Origin of the sequence: Streptococcus ratti FA-1 = DSM 20564, from assembly GCF_000286075.1 — a bacterium.
GTDB classification, from domain to species: Bacteria; Bacillota; Bacilli; order Lactobacillales; family Streptococcaceae; genus Streptococcus; species Streptococcus ratti.
Genome location: NZ_AJTZ01000002.1, coordinates 90,818 through 114,585, shown reverse-complemented (window position 1 = coordinate 114,585; position 23,768 = coordinate 90,818). Strand labels below are relative to the sequence as shown.

At 42.2% G+C, this 23,768-nt stretch carries 19 protein-coding genes and 1 pseudogene; 3 read left to right on the top strand and 17 right to left on the bottom strand.

Going from position 1 to position 23,768, the window contains the following annotated elements; all coding sequences use genetic code 11:
- Positions 1 to 32: 32 nt before the first annotated feature.
- Positions 33 to 554 carry an SLOG family protein gene (locus SRA_RS00620; protein WP_003086415.1) on the bottom strand — a complete coding sequence of 174 codons (522 nt, stop codon included), beginning with the start codon at positions 552 to 554 and terminating at the stop codon, positions 33 to 35.
- Between the two features lie 82 nt (positions 555 to 636).
- Between SRA_RS00620 and recU the strand changes: the two genes are divergently transcribed.
- Together recU and pbp1a are read left to right on the top strand one after the other, a co-directional pair.
- A complete protein-coding gene (gene recU, locus SRA_RS00615; protein ID WP_003086413.1) occupies positions 637 to 1,230 on the top strand; it encodes a Holliday junction resolvase RecU in 594 nt (197 codons plus the stop codon).
- Positions 1,223 to 3,496: a penicillin-binding protein PBP1A gene (pbp1a, locus tag SRA_RS00610; RefSeq protein ID WP_003086412.1), complete on the top strand. Its 2,274-nt coding sequence runs from the start codon at positions 1,223 to 1,225 to the stop codon at positions 3,494 to 3,496. Before recU ends, pbp1a begins: the two co-directional genes overlap by 8 nt.
- A gap of 365 nt (positions 3,497 to 3,861) precedes the next feature.
- Here the strand turns inward: pbp1a and pepC are convergent, their stop codons facing one another.
- From pepC to proB, 16 genes and pseudogenes are all read right to left on the bottom strand, one after another.
- Entirely contained in the window at positions 3,862 to 5,196 is a 1,335-nt protein-coding gene (pepC, locus tag SRA_RS00605; protein WP_003086410.1) for an aminopeptidase C, read from the bottom strand.
- Positions 5,197 to 5,335: 139 nt separating this feature from the next.
- Positions 5,336 to 6,160 (bottom strand): NAD(+) synthase, encoded by an 825-nt coding sequence (nadE, locus tag SRA_RS00600; RefSeq protein ID WP_003086408.1) that lies wholly within the window; start codon positions 6,158 to 6,160, stop codon positions 5,336 to 5,338.
- Entirely contained in the window at positions 6,157 to 7,617 is a 1,461-nt protein-coding gene (locus tag SRA_RS00595) for a nicotinate phosphoribosyltransferase (RefSeq protein ID WP_003086406.1), read from the bottom strand. The genes nadE and SRA_RS00595 overlap by 4 nt, the downstream gene beginning before the upstream one ends.
- A gap of 668 nt (positions 7,618 to 8,285) precedes the next feature.
- A complete protein-coding gene (gene trxB, locus SRA_RS00590) occupies positions 8,286 to 9,200 on the bottom strand; it encodes a thioredoxin-disulfide reductase (protein ID WP_003086402.1) in 915 nt (304 codons plus the stop codon).
- A gap of 68 nt (positions 9,201 to 9,268) precedes the next feature.
- A complete protein-coding gene (locus SRA_RS00585) occupies positions 9,269 to 9,493 on the bottom strand; it encodes a DUF4059 family protein (protein WP_003086399.1) in 225 nt (74 codons plus the stop codon).
- A 49-nt stretch (positions 9,494 to 9,542) separates the two neighbouring features.
- Positions 9,543 to 10,286, bottom strand: a complete 744-nt coding sequence (locus tag SRA_RS00580) for an amino acid ABC transporter ATP-binding protein (protein WP_003086397.1) — start codon at positions 10,284 to 10,286, stop codon at positions 9,543 to 9,545.
- Complete coding sequence (locus tag SRA_RS00575; protein WP_003086395.1) at positions 10,286 to 11,089, bottom strand: amino acid ABC transporter permease; 804 nt, start codon at positions 11,087 to 11,089, stop codon at positions 10,286 to 10,288. Before SRA_RS00575 ends, SRA_RS00580 begins: the two co-directional genes overlap by 1 nt.
- A 179-nt stretch (positions 11,090 to 11,268) precedes the next feature.
- Positions 11,269 to 12,084 (bottom strand): transporter substrate-binding domain-containing protein, encoded by an 816-nt coding sequence (locus SRA_RS00570; RefSeq protein ID WP_003086394.1) that lies wholly within the window; start codon positions 12,082 to 12,084, stop codon positions 11,269 to 11,271.
- Between the two features lie 468 nt (positions 12,085 to 12,552).
- Positions 12,553 to 12,966: pseudogene (locus tag SRA_RS00565) on the bottom strand (IS110 family transposase); the annotation flags it as partial.
- A gap of 299 nt (positions 12,967 to 13,265) precedes the next feature.
- A complete protein-coding gene (locus SRA_RS00560) occupies positions 13,266 to 14,609 on the bottom strand; it encodes a DEAD/DEAH box helicase (RefSeq protein WP_003086392.1) in 1,344 nt (447 codons plus the stop codon).
- 297 nt (positions 14,610 to 14,906) lie between these two features.
- Positions 14,907 to 15,929 (bottom strand): phospho-N-acetylmuramoyl-pentapeptide-transferase, encoded by a 1,023-nt coding sequence (gene mraY, locus SRA_RS00555; RefSeq protein WP_003086390.1) that lies wholly within the window; start codon positions 15,927 to 15,929, stop codon positions 14,907 to 14,909.
- Position 15,930: 1 nt separating this feature from the next.
- A complete protein-coding gene (gene pbp2x, locus SRA_RS00550) occupies positions 15,931 to 18,180 on the bottom strand; it encodes a penicillin-binding protein PBP2X (protein WP_003086388.1) in 2,250 nt (749 codons plus the stop codon).
- A gap of 3 nt (positions 18,181 to 18,183) precedes the next feature.
- Positions 18,184 to 18,507, bottom strand: a complete 324-nt coding sequence (gene ftsL / locus SRA_RS00545; protein WP_003086386.1) for a cell division protein FtsL — start codon at positions 18,505 to 18,507, stop codon at positions 18,184 to 18,186.
- A gap of 9 nt (positions 18,508 to 18,516) precedes the next feature.
- Entirely contained in the window at positions 18,517 to 19,467 is a 951-nt protein-coding gene (gene rsmH / locus SRA_RS00540) for a 16S rRNA (cytosine(1402)-N(4))-methyltransferase RsmH (protein WP_003086383.1), read from the bottom strand.
- Positions 19,468 to 19,707: 240 nt separating this feature from the next.
- Positions 19,708 to 20,958, bottom strand: coding sequence for a glutamate-5-semialdehyde dehydrogenase (locus SRA_RS00535; RefSeq protein ID WP_003086381.1), 1,251 nt, complete (start codon positions 20,956 to 20,958; stop codon positions 19,708 to 19,710).
- The gene (gene proB, locus SRA_RS00530; RefSeq protein ID WP_003086378.1) at positions 20,958 to 21,773 is read right to left on the bottom strand and encodes a glutamate 5-kinase; all 816 of its coding nucleotides are present in this window, start codon (positions 21,771 to 21,773) and stop codon (positions 20,958 to 20,960) included. The genes SRA_RS00535 and proB overlap by 1 nt, the downstream gene beginning before the upstream one ends.
- A 209-nt stretch (positions 21,774 to 21,982) precedes the next feature.
- On the opposite strand from proB, the gene SRA_RS00525 reads away from it, so the two are divergent.
- A complete protein-coding gene (locus tag SRA_RS00525; protein ID WP_003086375.1) occupies positions 21,983 to 23,566 on the top strand; it encodes a putative cross-wall-targeting lipoprotein signal domain-containing protein in 1,584 nt (527 codons plus the stop codon).
- Positions 23,567 to 23,768 lie beyond the last annotated feature (202 nt).

Sequence of the window (23,768 nt, the reverse complement as noted above, 5' to 3'; positions counted from 1 at the left end):
AATTTAAAAATCAAGTCTTTTATGTACAAATTCTAATCTAAATCCTGTGCCATATCATTTAATTCTTCAAAAGTCAGACCTTTCAGCCAATAATCATCCTTGGACTTCACCAGTTGATACAAATATTTAAGACTCGTTTCTTTGTCCTCATCATAAAATAAATAAGCACCATCTGTATTATTCAGTAAAAATTGGTTGTATTTCTTTAGCTGACTAGGATTTTGATAGCTATCATAAACATATTTGACAAAATCTGTCTGTTTAAATGCCGACAGCTTTTCCTGATTGCTTTCATTCCAATTTTCACCGTGATTCTTAAAGAGAAAAATAGTTGCTAATTGAACATCGTATGTTTGCTGCAGGTCTAAGGCGACCTCCAGTGCCCAGTATTCAAAGCCCAGATTCCCCAGAAAAACAAACCATTCTGCCCCTTCATCCAGAAAACAAAGGAGATCGCGCTTGATAGCTTTTTTAATAACTGCTATTTTAGGATCCTTATCTTTAAAAATTCCTAATTCAAAACTTTTGTAGCCAGTGATAAGAATTGTACTCATAAACTGTTGTCCTTTTTAATTTTATGGTATAATAGTATATGCTTTATGTTATGTTTTACTTTATTGCAGAGTTAGGAGAACCATGGTCAACTATCCGCATCATTTAATTCGTAAACAAAGCAGGCCTGTCCAAACGGCTAAAACAACTGATTTTGCCAATCGTGGTATGTCCTTTGAAGCAGCTATCAATGCGACAAATGATTATTATTTGTCCCAGCAGATTGCTGTTATCCATAAGAAACCGACACCTGTTCAAATTGTAAGGGTAGATTATCCTAGAAGGAGTCGTGCTAAAATTGTCGAAGCCTATTTCAGACAGGCATCAACAACAGATTATTCAGGAGTTTATAAGGGATACTATATAGATTTCGAGGCAAAAGAAACGAGACATAAGACATCGATACCCATGAAAAATTTTCATGCTCATCAGATTAAGCATATGTCGCAAGTTTTAGACCAAAAGGGTATCTGTTTTGTCTTACTGCATTTTTCAACACTTAGAGAGACCTATTTGCTTCCTGCTTCCCACCTGATTCGCTTTTATCAAATTGATAAGGGCGGGAAGTCTATGCCACTTGATTATATCAAAAAAAATGGTTATCAGGTCAATGAGTCTGCATTTCCTCAAGTTCCTTATTTAGATGTTCTTGAAAAAAATATTTTAGGCGGTGATTAAAATTAAACATAAATTAAAATTTGACAAATCCAAGTTAAAAAATCTCAAATTTAATAAATCCAGTTTTAAAGACGTTAAATTCGATAAACGTTTTGGATTAAAAGTTTTAAAATATGGACTTGGTATTATTCTAAGCGCCGTTATTTTAGCTATCATTATCGGAGGCCTCCTCTTTACCTACTATGTCAGCAGTACGCCAAAACTTTCTGAGGCTAAGCTTAAGGCAACCAATTCCAGTCTGGTTTATGACAGCAACAACAATCTGATTGCCGATTTGGGAGCTGAAAAGCGCGAGAGCATCTCATCTGACAATATTCCTATCAACTTGGTCAATGCTATAACTTCCATTGAAGACCATCGCTTTTTCAAACACCGCGGGGTTGATATCTATCGGATTATAGGTGCTGCTTGGAACAACTTGGTCAGTAAATCGACCCAAGGGGGGTCAACACTTGACCAGCAGTTAATCAAACTGGCGTATTTCTCTACCAAAGCATCAGATCAAACGTTAAAGCGTAAATCGCAGGAAGTTTGGTTGTCGCTGCAAATGGAAAGAAAGTATACCAAAGAAGAAATTTTAACTTTCTATATCAACAAGGTTTATATGGGAAATGGCAACTATGGGATGCGTACAGCTGCCAAATCTTACTATGGAAAAGATCTTAAAGAGCTCTCTATCGCTCAGCTGGCAACCTTGGCCGGAATTCCGCAGGCACCGACCCAGTATGATCCTTATGCTCAGCCAAAAGCAGCGACCAGCAGACGAAACACTGTTTTGTCTCAAATGTATAAACATAAAAAGATCACTAAGTCTGAATACGATAAGGCAGTAGCTACGCCAATTTCAGATGGTCTGCAGGAACTCAAGCGTACATCCAGCTATCCAAAATACATGGATAATTACCTGAAGCAAGTCATTGCTGAAGTCAAGAAACGTACCGGTCAGGATATCTTCTCAGCCGGCATGAAAGTCTATACAAATGTCAACGCTGAAGCTCAGCAGTACCTTTGGAATATTTATAATACAGATCAATTTGTTGCTTATCCGGATGCTGATTTCCAAGTTGCCTCAACTGTTATGGATGTTACTACTGGTAAAGTTATCGCTCAGCTTGGCGGACGCAATCAGGACACAAAAGTTTCCTTTGGTACCAACCAAGCCGTCCTGACAGACCGCGACTGGGGATCAACCATGAAACCTATCTCTGCTTACGGTCCAGCCTTGGAGAGTGAAGCCTTTACCACAACGGCGCAAATGCTCAATGACTCCGTCTACTACTATCCAGGAACAACCACTCAGGTTTATGACTGGGATCGCCGCTATAACGGCTGGATGACCATCCAAACCGCTATCCAGCAATCCCGTAACGTTCCAGCTGTAAGAGCTCTTGATGCTGCGGGATTAGACACTGCTAAGGCCTTCTTAAACGGTCTTGGAATTGATTATCCGGAAATGCGTTATTCAAACGCTATCTCAAGTAATACAAGCAGCTCCGACCAAAAATACGGAGCCAGCAGTGAAAAAATGGCTGCAGCCTTCGCTGCCTTTGCCAATGGCGGAACCTACTACCAACCTCAATATGTCAATAAAATAGAATTTAGCGACGGTACATCAGAAACCTATGACGCTAAAGGCAGCCGGGCGATGAAAGAAACAACTGCCTACATGATGACAGACATGCTCAAGACTGTATTGACTTACGGTACAGGTACTGAGGCAGCCATTCCCGGCCTTTACCAAGCTGGTAAAACAGGAACATCCAACTACGATGATCATGAACTAACTGAAATGGCTGAAAAGTATGGCATCAATCCATACGGACTGGGCACTATTGCTCCCGATGAAAACTTTGTCGGCTATACGACGCAGTATTCGATGGCGGTTTGGACCGGCTACAAAGACCGGCTGAGACCTGTTTACGGAGACAGTCTTAAAATAGCAACTCAAGTTTATCGGGCGATGATGTCTTATCTGTCCAGCTCAGGCAGCTCTGACTGGGTGATGCCTGACGGGCTCTACCGCAGCGGCGGTTATCTTTACTTAAATGGTTCTTCTGGTTCAAACAGCAGATATGGTGCTGCCCCAGTAACCTCAGCATCATCAGCTGATGATGCTGACAGTGACGGGGAGGAGACAGACGACCAAGATGATGATCAAAATACTAGTCAAGAACAGGCGGCTACTCAGGCTACTCAAAGCAGTGAAGCTTCTTCTGCAAACAGTGAAGCAACTACTGCTGCAGCAAACACGACCGGTTCTGAATAAAAGATCAGCCAGATAATTAAAAAGATACCTGAAAGCAAATTTTCAGGTATCTTTTTTTGGGCTTTATTTTTTAAGGTAATAACCATACAATCGCTAAAACTAATACTCAGTTAAAATCAAAATTTTTCTCTAGTTTCATTGCTAGGTAGGGAAATCTAACCTCAGGAAAAAATTGAAACAAAAGCTTCCAACTCAAATAATGAAATGATGAACTAATTATTTCATTGCTAATTATCCCTAGCTAATTGAGGTGTAAATAATATTTTCAAATATTGAAAATAACCAAGTATGACTGGCTTATCTAAGAACAGATTTGTTTAACTCTAATAAAAGAGCTAAGAGCGACCTGATTGAGCTCAGATCTCTTACCTAGCCAAGGCACCCATTGGATCCCAAGGCGCAAGGACTACTGGTTCAGCTTCATAAGCTGCCAATTCTTCAGCCGTAAGAAAATCTTTGCGGACAACAATCTGATAAGTATACTCATCCATCCAAGCGTCTGAGGCAACAAAGTAGCCTTTTTGACCAACCTTATCTCCCCATGAATTTTCAACCTTCCATTTAATAGCCCTGCCATTTTCATCCAAATCAACACCAGTCAAAACCATAGCATGAGTCATGAGACTCTCACTGTAATCAAGACGCCCTGCTTTATCTTGGCTCAGTTCAATGTCCATGGCTGCGCTGAAATCATAAGTGTTTGTTGCAAGGATACCTTTTTGGCGATCTGAAACTTGACCAACATCAGATCCAAACCAAACGGTTTCACCAGCCTGCATTTGAGCAATTGCTAGTTCTTTGAAACGTGTCATAGCAAGATTGAGATAACGTACAGCAGGGCTGCCTACAACATTTCCTAACATATCAACCGTATAAGATTGGCCGTAAGGCTTGTCTGCTGTTGGTGCATTGATAATAGAAACATAATCTGATAGTTTGAGACCGACATACTTTTGATAAAAGGCCTGCGGTGTAATATCTTTTTCAGACTGATAGTGGTTGTCCTTGTCACGGTAGGCAAAATCAAAGGTGCGCGGCGGCAAACCAAGGTTCATAGCAAGAAAATTGAAAACATCCTGCAAAAGTTCTTCTTTCTTACTTTGAACAACAGCATTGTCTGCACCTCCTGCAATCAACTCACGCAAAATTTGAGCGTCCTGCCGGAGCAATTTATTGAGATACTGATTCAGTTCCCGGCTATTGCTTGATGAAACTGATTCTGGATAGACAGCTTTAGGAACCACACCGTATTTTTCAAACAGAGCAACCACCATATCCCATTGACCGCCATCTTGTTGCGGAACATCAAGCAAGAATCTCACCTTGCGGCTGCTGAGTTCTTGGTCTGCCGTAGCAATGACTTGCTCGAAAAACCAATTAGCTTTTTCGTATTTGTCCCAAAAGAAGGTGTGAGCCTGAGAGAGTTCAAAATTTTCTAGTTTCAAATCGGCAATCAGCTTATGGCGAAAAGTATTGAGAGCTGCAAACATCCAGCAGCGGCCGGATGCTTTTTGATTAGCTACTTCATCCTTGGTCAGATCAACGGAAAAAACATAGTCGTTATCAATTTCGCTCTGACGTGTTTCCAGCGACTTCAGCAGGCCATTGTGAGTAACGGCATTTTCAACTGCCTGAAATTTAGCATTGGCTTCGTACTGTTCAAATAATTTATCTGTAAAAGTTGTTGTTAATTCTGACAAAACAATCTCCCTTTCCTATAATCTTATCCTTAAACTCCTGCTGTTTTATGCTGACTTTTAGTCTCATAGCAGCTAATGGTGACATCTAAAAAAACTTACTTCTTGTACTGCGCTCTTATCATTGCTGTTTTTCTAAACTCTAGCGCCAAAAATCATCAAAAATAGAAATAGGCAGATGGCGTTTGTGTTCTCCCTTATGCCACCAAGCTTCAATTTTTTCCTGTGCTTGCTGCGAAACTGGCTTTCCTTCAAGGTAGTCATCAATATCATTATAGGTCACACCAAGAGCAACCTCATCAGCAATACCGGGTTTATTTTCTTCAAGGTCTGCAGTCGGAACTTTTTCATACAGTGCCTTATCTGCTCCTAGTTCTGCTAAAAGCTGCTTTCCTTGACGTTTATTGAGACGGTAAAGCGGCAAAATATCTGCTCCGCCATCGCCAAATTTAGTAAAGAAACCCGTAATATTTTCGGCAGCATGGTCAGTTCCAATAACAGCTCCGCTATTTTCACCAGCAACAGCATACTGGCTAATCATACGCTGACGTGCTTTGATATTTCCTTTATTAAAATCAGAAATGTCAACACCTGCTTCTGCCAGAGATGCAACTTGACCATCTACAGCAGGTTTGATATTAATAGCAAGACTGACATCAGGCTGAATAAACTTGAGTGCCCGCTGGGCATCAGCTTCGTCAGCCTGTGTGCCGTAAGGCAGGCGAAGTGCGATAAACTGGTAGTCTTGATTGCCAGTTTCCTGCCGCAGCTCTTCTATGGCAATCTGAGCCAGACGGCCAGCCAAACTGGAATCCTGACCGCCGGAAATTCCTAAAACATAGGTTTTCAAAAACCTGTGTTTTTTCAGGTAATCCTTTAGAAAGTCAACTGACTTGCGGATTTCTTCCCTAGCATTAATAGTGGGCTTTACACCTAACTGAGCAATTATTTTCTCTTGTAAACTCATTGAACTTCACCTTTCTCACAGGCTTCTTTGCGGATACGATCAATAAGGTTCATCTTGTTTTGCCAAACATCACGCGCCAAATCAACTGGATAATCTTGCGGGTTGAGGACACGCTTGTATTCGTCCCATAATTTATCAAATTCTTTGCGGGCATACTCTTGAATCTCTTGCAGACTTGGCTGATCATAAACGAGACGGCCGCGGTCAAAAACATCAACCAGCAGCGGTACTGCATCAAAATTCTTTACTTTTTTATTGATGTAAGTATAGGTCGGATGGAACATATCTAGTTCTTCTAAGTCATTAACATCAATATCGGTAAAAGTGATATAATCGCCTTCTGATTTTCCTTTAGCGCGGCTGGTGATGCGCCAAACTTGTTTTTTGCCTGGCGTTGACACCTTTTCAGCGTTATTGGAGAGTTTGATGGTGTCCTGCATGACTCCCTTGTTATCTTCAATGGAGACAATCTTGTAAACAGCTCCCAAAGCTGGCTGATCATAGGCAGTTATTAACTTAGTTCCCACACCCCAAACATCAATCTTAGCCTTTTGCATCTTGAGGTTAAGAATAGTATTTTCATCAAGATCATTGGAAGCGTAAATTTTAGCGTTAGGATATCCAGCCTCATCCAGCTGTTTTCGCACCTTCTTGGACAAATAAGCCATGTCCCCTGAGTCAATTCGTACACCTAAAAAGTTAATCTTATCGCCTAATTCATTAGCTACCCGAATAGCAGCAGGTACGCCCAGACGAAGTGTATCATAGGTATCTACCAAAAAGACACAGTCCTTATGCGTTCCGGCATAGGCCATAAAGGCATCATAATCGTTGCCGTAAGCCTGAACAAGAGCATGCGCATGAGTACCGGAAACAGGAATACCAAAGAGCTTTCCTGCGCGGACATTGCTGGTAGCATTAGCACCGCCGATAACGGCTGCCCGCGTCCCCCAAACGGCCGCGTCCAATTCCTGCGCACGCCGGGTACCAAATTCTAAAAGCGGTTCATCCTCAATAACTGAGCGGATACGGGCCGCTTTTGTGGCAATTAAGGTCTGAAAATTGACTATATTTAAAAGAGCCGTTTCGACCAGCTGGCACTGGGCCAGCGGGCCTTCAATCTGAACAATGGGTTCATTGGCAAAGACTAAGTCACCTTCCTGAGCAGATCTTACAGTTAATTCTAACTTAAAATTTTTAAGATAGGCAATAAAATCTGCTGGATAGCCCAGTTCTTCTAGGTAAGCAATATCTGTGTCTGAAAAATTCAGTCCCTGCAGATAAGAAATCATACGTTCTAAACCTGCAAAAACAGCATAGCCATTAGCAAAAGGTTCTTTCCGAAAGAAAACCTCAAAAACAGCCTTCTTATTATGAATACCTCGGTCAAAATAGACCTGCATCATATTGATTTGATACAAATCTGTATGTAAGGTTAAACTGTCATCCTTATACATACATACTCTCCTTTTTTATTAAGATACAAAGGGCGTGAAGAAATCCGTATAAAAATAGGAAAGGTACGCCGTGTCGCTAAGACACAAGGACCTTTATCTTTTTTACTAGGATTTTAGCCCATGTTCAATTATCAAGATACGGCAGAGGATTGTTATCTAAGTGCTTCTCACTTGATAACAAACGAGGCTGGGCGCAAAAACTCGTCCAATATTCCTATTTTGGAATAAGCTCTTGACGCAGTGGTTGGCTGGCTTTCCTTTTGCCACAAGGCCAAAGCAGAAAATCTAGCCAACTGTGCGGGGGTGGGAAGACGAACCAAAATTTTCAATTTTTGGGTTGATCCCACTCCCTACCTCTCCCGCTAACTTCGTTTGGTTAGTAAGATCGACTAACCAAACGAAGTGTCGCAAAGGGCGTGAAGAAAGCGAGAAGAAAATAGGAGACTAACGCCAGGCGCTTTTGCGCATAAGGCAGGCTATCTTTTTCTCGACGCTTTTAGCCCATGTTCAATTAGATTTATTGCTACTATTATATCACAAAAACTCTAAGCCGATTAGACAATTAGTAAGAGAGAATAACAAACAAAAAGAACCGCAATCTTAAAATTGGATACTAGAGAATCCTATTTTAAAACGCAGTTCAAAATCCCGTTTCATTTTTTTCTTTCTTAATAGTTATTGACAATATACTGATAAGCTTCCTGAGCTGCTACCGCACCGTCTCCGACAGCTGTCGTAATCTGACGCAGGTCTTTTTGACGGACATCGCCGATAGCAAAAATGCCTGAGACCTTGGTATTCATATGGTCATCTGTTGGAATCCAGCCGGCTTCATCGGTGATAGGCAACCCCTCCACCATGCTGGAAACCGGATCAAGTCCTACATAGATAAAGACTCCGCCAAATTTATGATTGCTTACTTGACCTGTCTTGACATTTTCAATATCAACGCTGGTAACCTTGACATCATTGCCTTTGATTTCCTTAACAACAGAATCCCAAATAAATTCGACCTTGTCATTGGCAAATGCACGCTCTTGCAATACCTTTTGGGCTCGCAGCTCATCACGGCGGTGGACAATGGTCACCTTATTGGCAAATCTGGTTAAGAAGAGAGCTTCTTCAACGGCCGAGTCCCCGCCGCCAACAACCAGCAAGTCCTGACCGCGGAAAAAAGCACCATCACAGACCGCGCAGTAAGAAACACCGCGGCTGTTGTAAGTTTCCTCTCCTTCTACTTCAAGAGGACGGTGCTTAGCACCGGTAGCAATGATAACGGTTCTTGTTTCATAGCTATTGTCATCAGTAAGAACCTTTTTAAAATCCCCATGATCCTCAACAGCTGTCACAATACCATAAAGATTCTCAACACCAAACTTTTCAAGCGGTTCATACATTTTCATTGATAAGTCAGGTCCTGAAATCAATTCATAACCAGGATAATTTTCAATATCAGAAGTATTATTCATTTGACCGCCCGGTGCCCCCTGCTCTAAGACAGCAACCTTAAGATTGCTTCTGGCAGCATAGAGAGCTGCTGTCATACCTGCAGGACCAGAGCCAATAATAATTGTATCGTACATATCTTATATTCCTTTTTTGTCTTTTTTCGTTCTTTCATTCTAAATCAATTTTAAAGAATTTACCAATTTTATGCTTTGATCATCAAAATGACAGCCATGAAGGCAAAAGACAAGATGGGAATCGTTACTAAGTCCATCAGCAAGGCCTCATAGAGAATTGTCAGACGCTCTTTGGAAGTCTTGTCTTTTTTGCGAACAGCACGGTAAAGAATCCAGCCGGCACTGGCTAAAACAACTGTTAAAGCAGACAAAAGCAGGCCTTGTACATATAAATTAAAAATCTCTGCTAACATATTACCACCCTAAATAAAAATACTCTAAATCCAGAGTATTCTTATTATATCAAATAAAGGTTTTTTTGTAACTGGCAAAAAATTCCTTTGTCCGTTCTTCTTTTGGATGATTAAAGAGCTGTTCTGGGCTTCCCTGTTCAAGAATATGCCCCTTCTCAAGGAAAAGAACCTTATCGGCTACCTGACGGACAAAACTCATATCATGACTGACCAAAACCATGGTCTGACCTGACTTAGCTGCATCTGCAATTGATTTTTCAACCTCGCCGACAAGCTCGGGATCAAGTGCAGATGTAGGTTCATCAAGCAAAAGAACATCAGGTTTCATAGCAAGGGCCCGTGCCAGAGCTACACGCTGTTTCTGACCTCCTGAAAGATGGCGCGGATAGTGATTTTCACGGTCAGAGAGCCCAACCTTGGCTAATTCTTCTTTGGCAATCTTGGTCGCTTCATCATCCGGCAATTTCTTAACAATCTTAAGACCTTCTTTGACATTATCAAGCGCTGTTCGACGCTCAAAAAGGTTAAATTGCTGGAAAACCATGGCCAATTTACGACGCAAGGTTAAAATGTCTTCCTCAGTGATGGTGTCAAAATTGACCTTAAAATCATCAATCTCAATAGTTCCGGAATCAGGCTGTTCCAAATAATTCATGCTGCGTAAAAAAGTTGATTTCCCCGCACCAGAAGCACCAACAAGAGCAACAACTTCACCTTTTTCAATATCGAGATTTAGACCATCCAAGACCTTTTGTCCGGAAAATTCCTTGCTTAAATTGGAAATACGAATCACTAGCGCACACCCCCTTCCACAGCTTGATCCTTAACGAGATTATCAGGAGAAGTAATCTCCATTTTTTGTTCAATCAAACGTCCGGCCTGCTCAATCAGAATGCTGATACCCCAATAGATAATAGCTACAGAAATGAAGCGTTCAAAATAGCGATAATCGCTGCCGCCGAGAATCTGAGCCTGGGCAAACATTTCGACAATGCCGGCATTAAAGGCAAGAGAGGTTCCCTTGGTCAAACCAATTAAGGTGTTGATCAAAGTTGGAGTGGCTACCACAGCTGCATTAGGAATAATGACTCGGCGATAAACCTGAACAGTCGTCATTCCTAGACTCTTGGCAGCCTCAATTTCTCCAGAATTGACCGACTGAATAGCCGCACGAATCGTTTCACTGGTATAGGCTGCTTCATTAAAAGCAAAGGCCGTAATTGCAAAAACAGAGGCCGGTATGGCGTTAATATTAAAATCAGTTCCTATCTTTTGATTGAGAGCCTTCAGCAGCAAAGGAATCCCATAATAGGTTAACATGAGCTGAACCAAAATGGGAGTCCCTCGCAGGAAAGAAACAAAAAAGGCCTGAATCGGATAGAGAATTTTAACCCGATTAATTTTAACGACAGCAAACAAGAGAGCCAAAAACAAGCCAAAGACTGACCCGCCTAAGGTTAGAATCAAAGTGGTCGGCAGCTTTTCTAAAATAGAAGGAATAGCGTCAAATACCGCCCGCCAGCTAAAGAGCTTTCCATTGGGCAGGCTGCTGACAAGTTTGTCATACCAGCCTGCTGCTAAAAGTAAATTAAACATAGTTCTCCTTTAATTAAGATACAAAGGGCGTGAAGAAATCCGTATAAAAATAGGAAACGGACGCTGTGTCGCTAAGGGCGTGAAGAAAGCGAGAAGAAAATAGGAGCCTAACGCCAGGCGCTTTTGCGCATAAGGCAGGCTATCTTTTTCTCGACGCTTTTAGCCCGTGTTCAGTTAGATCAATCAAGCGAAGAAACATAATCGCCGCCAAAATATTTTCGGCTTAGTTTTTTCAAAGTGCCGTCTTTTTGAAGGACCTTGATACGTTTATTAACAAACTTCTGAAGTTTTTTTCCTGTCTCATCTTTGGCAAAAAGAAGGTATTCCAGACCATCTTTTGCATCGCCAACTTTTCCTTGGACATTGGCAATCTTCAGTTTCATGCCCTGATCCTTGATAACTGTTTTTAGCGAAATAGCATCGTAAAGCAGAAAATCAATCTTTCCTGCTTCGACATTTTGGAGACGTTGAGTCAAGGTCACACTGTTAGCTACATAATGAATGTCAATAGCCTTCTTATCTGAATGACGCTTGTTCCAATTTTCAAGAATAGCAGCATAGTTAGAACCTGCATAGACTTCTACTGATTTACCAGACAGGCTGTCTAAAGTTTTAAACTTGCCCTTCTTACTGGCAATGGCATAGTTAGATTTTGAGACAGGATCTGAAAAGAGGTATTTTTCTGCTCTTTCATCACTGTAATTAAAATTATTGGCCGACATCTGATAACGGCCGGCATCAATTCCTGTTAAAATGGAGGAAAAAGCCACGGTTTTAAACTTGACCTTATACTGCTTTGATCCCTTAAAAATAGCCTTCACTAAGGCAATATCGTAACCATCAAATTGCTTATCTTTTTTATAGGTAAAGGGTGTGGTGTCTGAATCTGTAGCCACTGTCACTGTTTCCTTTGCAGCTGCCTTGACCGGCGACACCAAAGCCAACGCCGTTACAGCAAGTAAAATAGAAGCTGCCAGTAATTTTTTCATATTCATATTCTTCTCCCCAAAATAAGTCTATAGCTTATGTTCACTATATCTCAGTCTATCACGATAAACAAGCTCTGTATAATAGTTTTTTTCTATCACAGTGATAATTTTTCCCTATCACTGCTGTTAAGGCAATTGTCCTAGATTAAAATACCTAGGGAAACCTTAATCTAGCACCTGTCTGCTTCTCTTTCAACAATCGAACTGCTCTTTGTCAAATTCAACGTTTAAGGGAGTGGGATCAACCCAAAAATTGAAAATTTTGGTTCTCACCGCTCCCTAATTTCTAGGCGGTGACCTGAAACGGTCTCTCCCCAGACCGATTCACTCCCACCCCCGCACAGTTGAATCGGTCAGCTAAAGAGCGTAAAACGCGAACGAAACTGCCATTCAACAGTGGCTCATCGGCACTAAAGTGCCTAATGAATTGTGCAGGGGAAACTCTAGGCTAGCTAAAGCTAACAGAGTTTCTCCATGCTTTCGCTGTCTGGTCAATTCCCTCAATTCTTGAATGGTTTCATCGGGGACGAAACTTCGAGGAAGCAGACCAATCCGTGTTCATTTAGCAATCCAATGTGCATCTTTCTTATCCGTTTTCTGACTTGGTATAGCCTTCATATGGGCTGGCTAAGCGAGTATCAACTTGAAATCATCACATAGAGCATGCCAGACAGGCCGCCAATAGACACCTGTGCTTTCCATACCAAGGGCTTTCACATGAAATGGACTGAGAAAATCGTGGCAAGCACATAGGCCTTTAGTTGTTGTCTCAAAGGCAGCCATCTCACGCTTTGGACGAGTTGAGATGAGAGGTCCGTGTAGGATACAGACAACAATATTGGCTTGATGGACATCAATACCTGCACAAGAGTGATAGAGAACATCCATGACAATTCCCTCCTTCTAAAAATATGAGAGCTTATCTACCGAGTTCTGATCGTATTTTTATACTCATGCTTATTGCATATTTTAGGGTACTCGTCAGTAGAGTGGATCAGTTTTGCCCTCGATTATTAGAATCATTAAGTCGTCAACCACAAAGCCCTCACTAAGATTATACACCTAGTGAGGGCTTTATATTCGTTTTCATTATTCTGTGGGTGAGGGCGAAGCCATCATGGATGTCTTGCCCAAGCTCTTTTTTTATCTTTAAATAATGTCAGATTACTGACAGCCATTTTTACTTGTTAAAAGCTTTGTCTTTTGGCCTTGCGCTCTGCACGACCCTTAGCACGCGCTTCCACACGGCGGGCTTTGCGCCGTTTTTCGTCTACCTTCCACTGAATTTTCTTTTTATAGCCCGGCTTAATTTTTTTCTTTTTTTTCTTCACCAAACCAATCATTTCAGTATCTAGTTTTTGGTAAGTCTTCTCACGGTTGATGCGGCGGTCACGGTCATAAGTATCCTGAATGTCACCATTTTTTACAATTTTCGGTGTAAAGGCAATACCCATCTTTTCAAGTTCTCTGATATCCGAATCATCACTTGGCTGATAAAGTGTAATAGCTGTCCCGGAAAGCCCCATGCGGCCGGTACGTCCTACACGGTGCACAAAGAAGGACAGATCCTGCGGAATAGAGTCATTGATCACATGACTGACTCCTTCAATATCAATTCCCCGCGCAGCAAGGTCTGTTGCCACAATGTATTCAAACTGCAGCTTTTTCACCTGATTCATCACACGCTTACGTTCACGCGGCGGAATGCCCCCGTGAATCTTGGCTGCTTTCAGACCATTAGCCGTCAGATAGGCATGCAGTTCATCTGCCCGCTCCTTGGTATTGACAAAAATAATCGCCAAGTATGGATTCAGCAGCTGAGCAATTTCCAAAATTTGGCTGTTTTTATCGCGGCCCTTGGTTGAGATTAGCCAATTACTAATGGTATCTGCAATAACCGTATGATTTTGAATTTTTTCCATGATGGGATTGCTCAGATATTTTTTTAAGAAAGGCTGCAGTTTTTGCGGGATAGTTGCCGAAAAGACTAGTATCTGAACGTCTTTGGGCAGGGTAGCAGCAATCTTATCCACTGTGTCCAAAAAGCCCATATCAAGCGTCATATCCGCCTCGTCAACAACAAATGTGCGTGCCTTGTGAATATCAAGATAGCCCGATTGAACGAGGTCATAAATACGCCCCGGCGTGCCGATAACAATTTGCGGCTGACCGGCTTTTAATTTTTCAATCTGGCGCAGCTTATCTGTTCCGCCTACATAGTAAGCAAGGCGGATTTCCTTGTCTGAAAAAGCAGCGATTTGCTTAGCAGCCTCATAAATCTGTCTGGCCAATTCACGGCTGGGTGCTGTAATCACAGTCTGTACTGTTTCGAGATCTTCCTCTAGTGTTTGAAAAACAGGCAGCAAAAAAGTATGTGTTTTTCCTGAGCCTGTCTTTGATTCTCCAACCAAATCCTGTCCGGATAAGACAAGAGGAATCAGGCGCTTTTGCACCTCTGTCGGCTCTTCAAAATGCAGAGCTGCAAGAGCCTGATTGATATAGTCTTTAAATGCAAAATCTGTAAATGTCATAGGTACCTCATAGTGCTCTTATAAACCGTATATCCTAAAGAGCATTCTAAATTATTATAGCAGAAAATAAGACAGGAAAGAAGCAGCTTTGTAGAAAAATGGCTGGACTGTCTTTAAATTTCAAACATAGCTTAGAAGTATTTCATTGGAATTAAACTCCTTGCCTAATCCCAACGAATAAGCGTCTTAAGAACCGAAAATCAGCAAAACTCACGTTGGCTTAAGCCTAATTTTTTCCATGACCGCTAACCTGCCTCGTCTATTAAAAAATGCGGCAAACACCGCATAGTTATCTTTTTACAGCCAGTACAGCAGAGCCAGCGTCAAAAGGCTTCCGCATATACCAAGTCCCCAAAGAAAAGCATCAACTTTCCACTCGCTCCATTTCGCACCTTCTTTGGTCAGACTCAGTCCTCCCAACTCCAAATGATGATGAAAAGGGGTCATGCGGAAAATTCGGCGGCCTTCACCGTATTTTTTCTTTGTATATTTAAAGTAAGTCACCTGCAGCATAACTGAGGCTGTTTCAAGAACATAGACAATGCCAATAATAAGCAGGGTCCATTCCTGCCGCAGAGCTATCGAAATAGCAGCCAGCATCGCTCCTAGAGCCAGGCTGCCAACATCTCCCATGAAAACCTTGGCAGGTTTATGATTATAGATAAAGAAACCAAGCAAGGCACCAATCATGACAACAATAATGAGAAGAATGTCAAACTGCCTTTGCTGATAGGCAATAATCCCATAAGTTGCCAGACTGATAACAACTGAAATAGAAGCCAAACCGTCAATGCCATCTGTCAGATTGACAGCATTAGAAAAGCCGACAATCCAAAACAAAATAAAGGCAATGTAAAAAATACCCAGATGCAAAGGAAAACCAAAGACATTTAAAGAATCTGCTCCGCTCGGGCGCACATGAACAAAATAGAAAACCAAACCGCCGATAATCTGCAGAGCCATCTTTTGTCCTGCTGTCAAACCTTCATTAATTTTCTTAAAAATCTTTAAAAAATCATCAAGAAAGCCAACAGTTCCATAAATTAAAATAATGAACAAAATGGCTAAAGTTGCACCAAAGGCCGGTCCAGTCACAAGATTAACAAGAAAGGCAAATATGAAAGTTACCAAAACAGCAACTGCCAGAAAGACAGTTCCTCCCATAGTCGGAGTGCCTGCTTTGGCCAAATGCTGTTTCACATCCTCATGCATCTGCTGACCATTAATTTTTTTCAGCTGATAAAAGCGGATGAAAGAGGGCATAGCAAGAACGGTCAAGATAAAAGACGCAATTCCTGCAATGATCATAGTGGTTAACATGTTAGTCTCCTAGAGTTATTTTAATTTTTTTCAAGTTTTTAAGTTTGCTGCCTGTACTGATGCTTTGTTTGATGACCTTTCCGGACTTTTTCCCTTTAAAAACCACATTGATACCGGTCCAGTCCTCGAATTTTTTGACATTTTTCTTAGTCCAGCCATACATATCAGGCATGGTTTCAAAGTGACTGGTCAGCATTAGCACCTGCTGGTTTTCTTTTAAGTTTGAACCGGCAGCTACAGACGTTTTTGTGATTTTATTGCCTGTTCCAAGCACAATAGGATGAACAAGATTCTGCCGAAGTTCATCCGCTGTGTTGCCCGGACTTTTTCCGATAACATCCGGCAAACGGTACTTGGTCTGCTGATCTTCTGGTGTTTCAACCGGCGACAGCAAGGTATCTTTCATCAAAGTTGCTTCTTCCAAAACAGGATTGACGACATCCTGCCAAAAGGTAAAACTAAATGTTTTTGGCTGCTGCAGGGTTACATACATAATAAAGTCAGGATTATCAGACGGTACCATAGCTACAACCGAATAGATATAGTCAGTGCTGCCGGTCAGATAACCTGACCCGTCTTCAGAAGCAATCTGGGCAGTCCCTGATTTAACGGCAACAGACTGATTGCCTACCTTGATGACAGGTCCGCCCAGACTGGCTGAATAGAGGGTTCCATAAGAAGGGTCTGTTCCGACAGTTACCATATACTGCCGTGTTTGCTTGGCTGCATCTGCCGACACAGGATTACCGACTACCTCTTTTTTAGCTGTACGGCTGGTTCCTGTTTTGGGATCATAAATTTTTGTGATGAATTGGGGTTCGAGCATAACACCATCATTTGACACAGATGAAAAAGCTCTGAGCATTTGTGTCTGGGTTACTCCAATCCCTTGTCCAAAAGCACTCATGGCAATCGTAACCGCATTGTCCGACGGCAGCAGTCCTGAGGCCTCGCTGCCCATGCCAAAACGAGTCGGCAGACCAAAACGGTATTTGCTGAGGTAGCTAAGCCACTTGTCATTGCCCATCTTTTGCTCCAGCAAGGTCATGCCGACATTACTTGAATAGGCAAAACCTTGGGCAAAAGTCATATAGCCTCCTTGAGAGATACCTTCATTGACAGACCAGTCCTTAATAGTTGCATCAGCCAAGGAGAGACTGGCATTATTATAGGTTTCGTTCGGGTTGAAAACACCTTCATCAATTGCTGCAGCAAGCAGCATAACCTTCATTGTTGAACCGGGCTCATAGTTGGTCTGGTAGAGAGTATTTTGCCAGGTGAACCCCTTGGCATCCAACCCTTCTTTAGTATCTGAATTAAAGCTTGGCCGCTGTGATGTTGCCAAAATCTCTCCTGTTTTAGCATTAACAAGAGTGGCACTTGCCTGAACACCTTGGGCCTTGCTTTGGAAGGTATCCATCTGCGTTTCTAAATAGGTCTGGATTGGAGCAGATAAAGTCGTATAGACATCTTTTCCATCCACAGCTTTCTTAACCGTTGTCGCAGCCCCCAGCAAGGTGTTACCGTTTTTATCTTTTTCGTAGGTTACTTGTCCGTCTTTCCCGGACAAAAGTTTATCCAAAGCAGCTTCCATGCCTGTCGCACCAACTAGACTCTTGCTGCCGTCCTTATTTTCTTTAACCTGTGCCAGACCGATGAATTGTGATGCAAAAGTACCATTTGGATACATGCGGCCGGGACTTGTAGTGAAAGCAACTCCCTTAATTTTAGCATCCTTAAACGCCTTAGTAACAGCTGTCATCGTACTGTAGGTAATATCTGATCCTTTGGTTCCAAAAGAGACCTGAGTTAACTTCTTTTGCCCCAGCTGAGAAATTACATATTTTTTATCCATGCCTAGATGCTGATGGAGAATATCAGCGACCTTATTATACTGAGAAGGCTGTACATAAAGTTTCTCTCCGGAAGTTGACACATAAGATTTATCAATAACAGCATAGACATTGTAGGTTGTTGAGTCCTCGGCAATGGGATTGCCATTGCGGTCATAAATTGTTCCGCGCTTGGCCTGAACCTTTTGCACTGTCTGATAAACAGATGAAGCTCCCTTTGATAAGTTAACACCGAACTTTCTGTCTGTTCCGATAATGATAATAAAATTGATAATGAAAACAAAAAAGACAAAGACAGACAAAATCATTAAATTTTGTCCAACACGTTCGCGGTTTTTTTCAGGTGTCCTGCGATCACCTATGACATAGTCTAAAAATCGCTTTTTAAAGTTGTTCATAGGCTAGTCCACCTTCTTAATATTATCTTTTTGCACAGTCATACCCGCTTTTTGAGCAATATCAGCAATCCGATCATAGCGGCTCAGCTCATTGACTTCCTGCTTGGCATTATTGTATTCTGTTTCCTTGTCATTAATCTGGCTGTTTAAGTGGCTGATTTCCTGCTGAATCTGCAAACTGCGGCTCTGCAGGTAAATAATGCTGACTGCTAATGTGATAGCCGTAATAATAATGGCACCATAAAAAGCCTTTTCCAATCTAGTAAAGGTTCTGATACGTTTTTGCAAGGCTTGCGAAAGGGCTTCGCTGCGTTTTTCATTTGTCATATTATTTCTCTATTTTCGAATTTTTTGAATGACTCGTAATTTAGCTGAATGCGCACGATTATTAGCTTCAATCTCGGCCTGACCCGGCAGAATCGGCTTGCGGCTGACCAAGGAAAATTTAGGCTGCAGGTCATCGGGAATAAAAGGAAGACCCTTGGGGACATCAATGACTGTTGCTTCTTTAAACAGTTGCTTCACTAGGCGGTCTTCCAAAGAATGAAAGGTAATTACGGATATCCGTCCGTTCACTGCCAGCAAATCCAAAGCCTGATATAAGGATTCCTCAGCAGCTCCCAGTTCATCATTAACTTCAATTCTGATAGCCTGAAAAATCTGCTTGGCAGGATGACCTTTTTTCTTGAGTTCCTTAGCCGGCTTAGCCGATTTGATAATTTCTGCCAATTCTCCGGTCGTTGTGATTGCCTTTTCTTGTCTGGCTTTTTCAATCTTTCGCGCAATTTGTTTTGAAAATCTATCCTCGCCGTATTTAAAGAAAATGCGCACTAAATCGTGATAATCATAAGTATTTACAACATCAAAAGCCGTCAGCTCAGCCTCTTGATTCATTCGCATGTCAAGCGGCGCATCTTTTTTATAGGAAAAACCGCGCTCTCCTTCGTCCAGCTGGGGGCTTGATACCCCTAAATCATAACAAATGCCATCAATTTCAAAGACATTTTCCTCTGCCAGACGTTGCTTCAGATTGCGAAAGTTATCCTTAATAAAAGTAACCTGCCCCGCTTCAGCATAAGGCTGCAGGCGTTTTTGGGCATTCTCAATAGCCTTTTGATCCTGATCAAAACAGTATAGGTGCCCCTTTTTGCCAAGTTTTGAGAGCAAATACTCACTGTGCCCCGCACCGCCAAGCGTCGCATCAACATAGATGCCGTCAGGCTTAACATCAAGCTTATCAATCGCTTCATGCAAAAGCACAGTGATATGATGAAAATCATTAGTCATAAGTTTTATTTTACCACACTTTTGCTCCATAATAAACCAAAAAGAGAAAGCTCATTTGTTTAAAGTATAAGAAACCCAGATTCTCTTTTGTGCGGCTTAAAAAGCATCCGTTTATGCTTAATCTTTTCTTTACCTTGCCTTAAACTTAGAGCATGGATAGAGCAAAAAGGATCGGAAAAATTCCGATCCCTGTTCCAAAAGGGTTACTGTCTTGCTGTCCAGCAAGCTTCCTGTTCATCCTTATTCTCTGATTTGTCCCTGTCCATTGATATAAAATTTAGTGCTGGTTAGAGCTTCCAGCCCCATAGGACCGCGGGCATGTATTTTCTGAGTTGAAATTCCGATTTCTGCTCCCAGACCAAAAACAAAACCATCGGTAAAACGAGTTGACGCATTGACGTAGACTGCTGCCGCATCAATATTATCTTGAAAATGTTCAGCAGAGCGAATATCTGTCGTGACAATAGACTCCGAGTGATGGCTGCTGTAAGTATTAATCCAGTCAATAGCCTCATCAATATTATCAACAATATTCACAGACATGATATAATCTAAAAATTCCCTTGCATAATCTTCCTGATTAGCTGGTTTAGATTCTTTGAAAATAGCCTGAGCTCTGGCATCGGCTCGAAACTCTACTGGATGAACCTGACTAATAGCGGTTTCTAACTTAGGAAGAAAGTCCTGAGCTACTTTTTCATGGACAACCAAGCTTTCAGCTGCATTGCAGACACTTGGACGCTGCGTTTTGGCATTGATAACAATTTTAACAGCCATATCAAGATCGGCAGACTCATCAACATAGATATGTACATTGCCAACGCCTGTTTCAATGAAAGGCACCTTGGATTTTTCCTTAACCGTCTGAATCAAACGGCTACTGCCGCGCGGAATCAGGACATCAACATAATCCACAGCCTGCATCAGTTCTTCAGCTACTGCATGGCTGGTATCTTCAACCAGCTGTACAGCATTGGCATCTGCTCCAAAATCAGACAGCGTTTCCCGAAGAACCCTGACAAGAGCCTTGTTGGAATTAATGGCATCCCGGCCGCCCCGCAGAATAATCGCATTGCTGGTTTTGAAAGCCAGACTGAAAGCATCAACCGAAACGTTGGGACGGCTTTCAAAGATCATAGCAATGACTCCCAGAGGCACACGTTTTTGAACGATTTTAAGACCATCCAGATTGGTATAGCCGCGAACAACCTGACCGATTGGGTCCTGAAGATCAGCTACCTGACGGATACCCTCGGCGATTCCTTCAATACGTGCAAGGTCCAAACGCAGCCTGTCTGTCATAATCTCAGAAATACCATGTTCTTTAGCGCTTGCAAGATCTCGCGCATTTTCAGCCAAAATATCATCAGTCTGTGCCAGCAGATTTGCTGCTGCCTGTCTAAGTATTTGGTTTTTTTCCGCTGTTGCCAGCTTAGCCAAATTCAAGCTGGCTTTTTTAGCTTGCTGGCCTAATTCATCAATATAGCTCATCAGTCCACCTCGTTTCCTTTTTGGATAAACCATGTTCCTAGATTAGCGCCGTCCAGCATGCGCAGAATATCACGCGGATTGGCACCGTTCATAAGAACCATCTGTCCTTTGCTGTCAAACACCATCTGGGCACTTTGAATCTTGCTGAGCATGCCGCCTGTCCCAAATTTGCTGCCGGCACCGCCGGCAGATTTAAGGATACTTTCTGTAATTTCTGATACCTGCCCATACAAAACAGCATCCTCATAAATGGTGGGATTCTTATCATAGAGACCGTCAATATCTGACAGCATGACCAGTAAATCTGCCTCAGTAATCTTAGCAACGACAGCCGACAGGCGGTCATTGTCGCCGAACTTAGTTGCATGATCCATTTCATCAACACTGGTCGCATCATTTTCATTGACAATCGGTACAATTCCCATGGATAAAAGAGTTTCGAAGGTATTGATAACATTGGCAAGACTTTCAGGATACTCGATAACATCCCGCGTCAGCAGAATTTGCGAGACTTTGGTCTGATAGTGCGAAAAAATCTGTGAGTAAAGACTCATCATCGCCACCTGACCGACACTTGACACTGCCTGCTGTTGGGCTATTTCAGCCGGACGTTTGTCTAGCCCCAGAACATCTAAGCCAAATCCCACAGCACCGGATGATACCAGGACGACCTCCTTGTCCTTATTCATAAGACTGGCAATAACAAAGGCCAGCTGATCAATTTTTTCAAGATTGATTTTGCCATTTGGCAGAACAAGAGAACTTGTTCCAATTTTAATGACTAGACGTTTAACCGTTTCAAAATTCCGCTTCATAAGAAAAATTATACTATAAAAATTTTAAATATGCACTGATATTAAGAGAATATTTAAGATTTTCACGGTCATTTTTTGGAGATTTACAAAAAAGTGTAATCTAATTGCAATCGGATTTTTTCTAAATTTTATCAAACTAATGATAAGCTAATTTTTGATTGCAGGACTGTCCAAAATCATTTATTTAAAAGAAAAAGAAAGGTAGATTTATGCAAAAGAAAATTTTCAGTAAACGTAAAAATAAGGCCTTGGGACTGTGCGGTGCTATTTTAGCAAGTGCTGTTATTGCTTTAGGAGCTGCCGAAACTGCTAAAGCCGATGACAGCTTGGCACAAACAGCGCCAGAAACTGCTCAGCTGACAGAAGCACAGCCTCCTGCAGCTGACACACTGATACAGGCAGCCAGCACTTCTGTAAAACAAGCAGAAACAGCTGCATCTGATTCCGCTGATCTTAGCTCTCCTTCCCAAAAAACTGCTCCGCAGGCTGCTGATACAGCAGAAACTCCTCAAACAAGCACAGCTGAGCAGACCGCTCCAATTGCAGACAGCCCGCAGACAAATACAGCAGATACTGCTGCTGATACAGCAAGAGAAACAGTGCCTGCTCAAACCCAGCAGTCAAGCGCTCAGCCTGCGCAGGCTGCCGCTCAGACAGCAGCAAGTACCTCTGCTGCTGACAAGCAAGAAACCAGTGCTGATGAGAAGGCAGGCGCTGTTTATGATAGGGTCAATTTTAATGATGAGCTGAAATCCGTCAGTAAAATTGCTCAGGTAGCAGATGTTGTTTACAATGGCACAAGAGATGAATACGTCACGGTTGATGATCCCAGTCAGCCTTATCAGCCTGACACTGCAGAAATTGCTAAGTATCTCAACCAATATTTAACAGAACTTCGTCAGATTAACGGCATTGATTTTCCTGTTCCTCCGGTTAATCAGGTGATGCAGGACTTTGCTCAGGCCCGAGCCAATGAAGAAGCGGCAGAATCTGATGGTCTGGAACACGAAACGACCTTATCCTTTCCTCAAGGCATGACCTGGTATGAAGAAAACGGGCATATGGACAATAATCTGCGCCGAACCAATGCTGCCGGTCAAACTATTGCATCAGATCAAGCAACCGCTTATTGCCTCGCCCTTAACTGGTTTGCTGATTATTTCAACATCCTAAACGACCCAAATGACGGATTGCAATCATTTGGCCATGCTGTCAGTATTCTTTCTGCCTCTGGCAGCGCTATGGGAGTTGGCATTGCTGACGGACAGGGCGGCGAAGAGCAGTCATGGTATGCTGAGCTCATCTTTGGAGGCACAGGAGGCACCTCTAATGAACAGGATTTTTCTTCTCAAAAAGATACTGACGGCAACTGGGTCCTCTACTACAAGGGCAGACCTGTCAAGTTTTTGCCAAATACCACCTTCCATTACAGGACTCCTGCTGCTAAAAAAGCTGCTCCTAATGATTCTCAGCCGCCAATTGCTGAAAAGGACAGCGACCGGGAACTCCCTCAGCAGCCGGATGACGATAGGACAGAGCCCGCCGCAGCCTATCCTATACCAAATATACCGCAGGCTGCAAAGCCAAACCCAGGCAACGGCTTAGCAGCAATGAGTCCGGCTCCTGTCTTAACCCAATACTCTCCAAAAACGGCTAAAACAATTTCTCAAGCCAAGGCGGCAGACCTGCTTCCTGAAACGGGAAATAAAGTTTCTCTGCTGCCAGCCGTTTTAGGAATGGGAGTCATTCTGATGAGCCTTAGTTTCTTAGCAGGGCGCAGGTTTAACCGTTAAAACTTCTGTCAGATCAATACGATTTTGCTGTTTATAAAAAAGTGAGGGCTATGTGATGTAACAATTGCTGCTCTTGCTTTTTTTAACTGGATAAGTTCAAAAATAAGAAGATTTTAGCCTAACGTGATTTCTAGAGTCCAAACAAGCTGCTCTTTAAATTAATAGTCAATAAAAAGACAGCAGTCATTGTGAAAACTGCTGT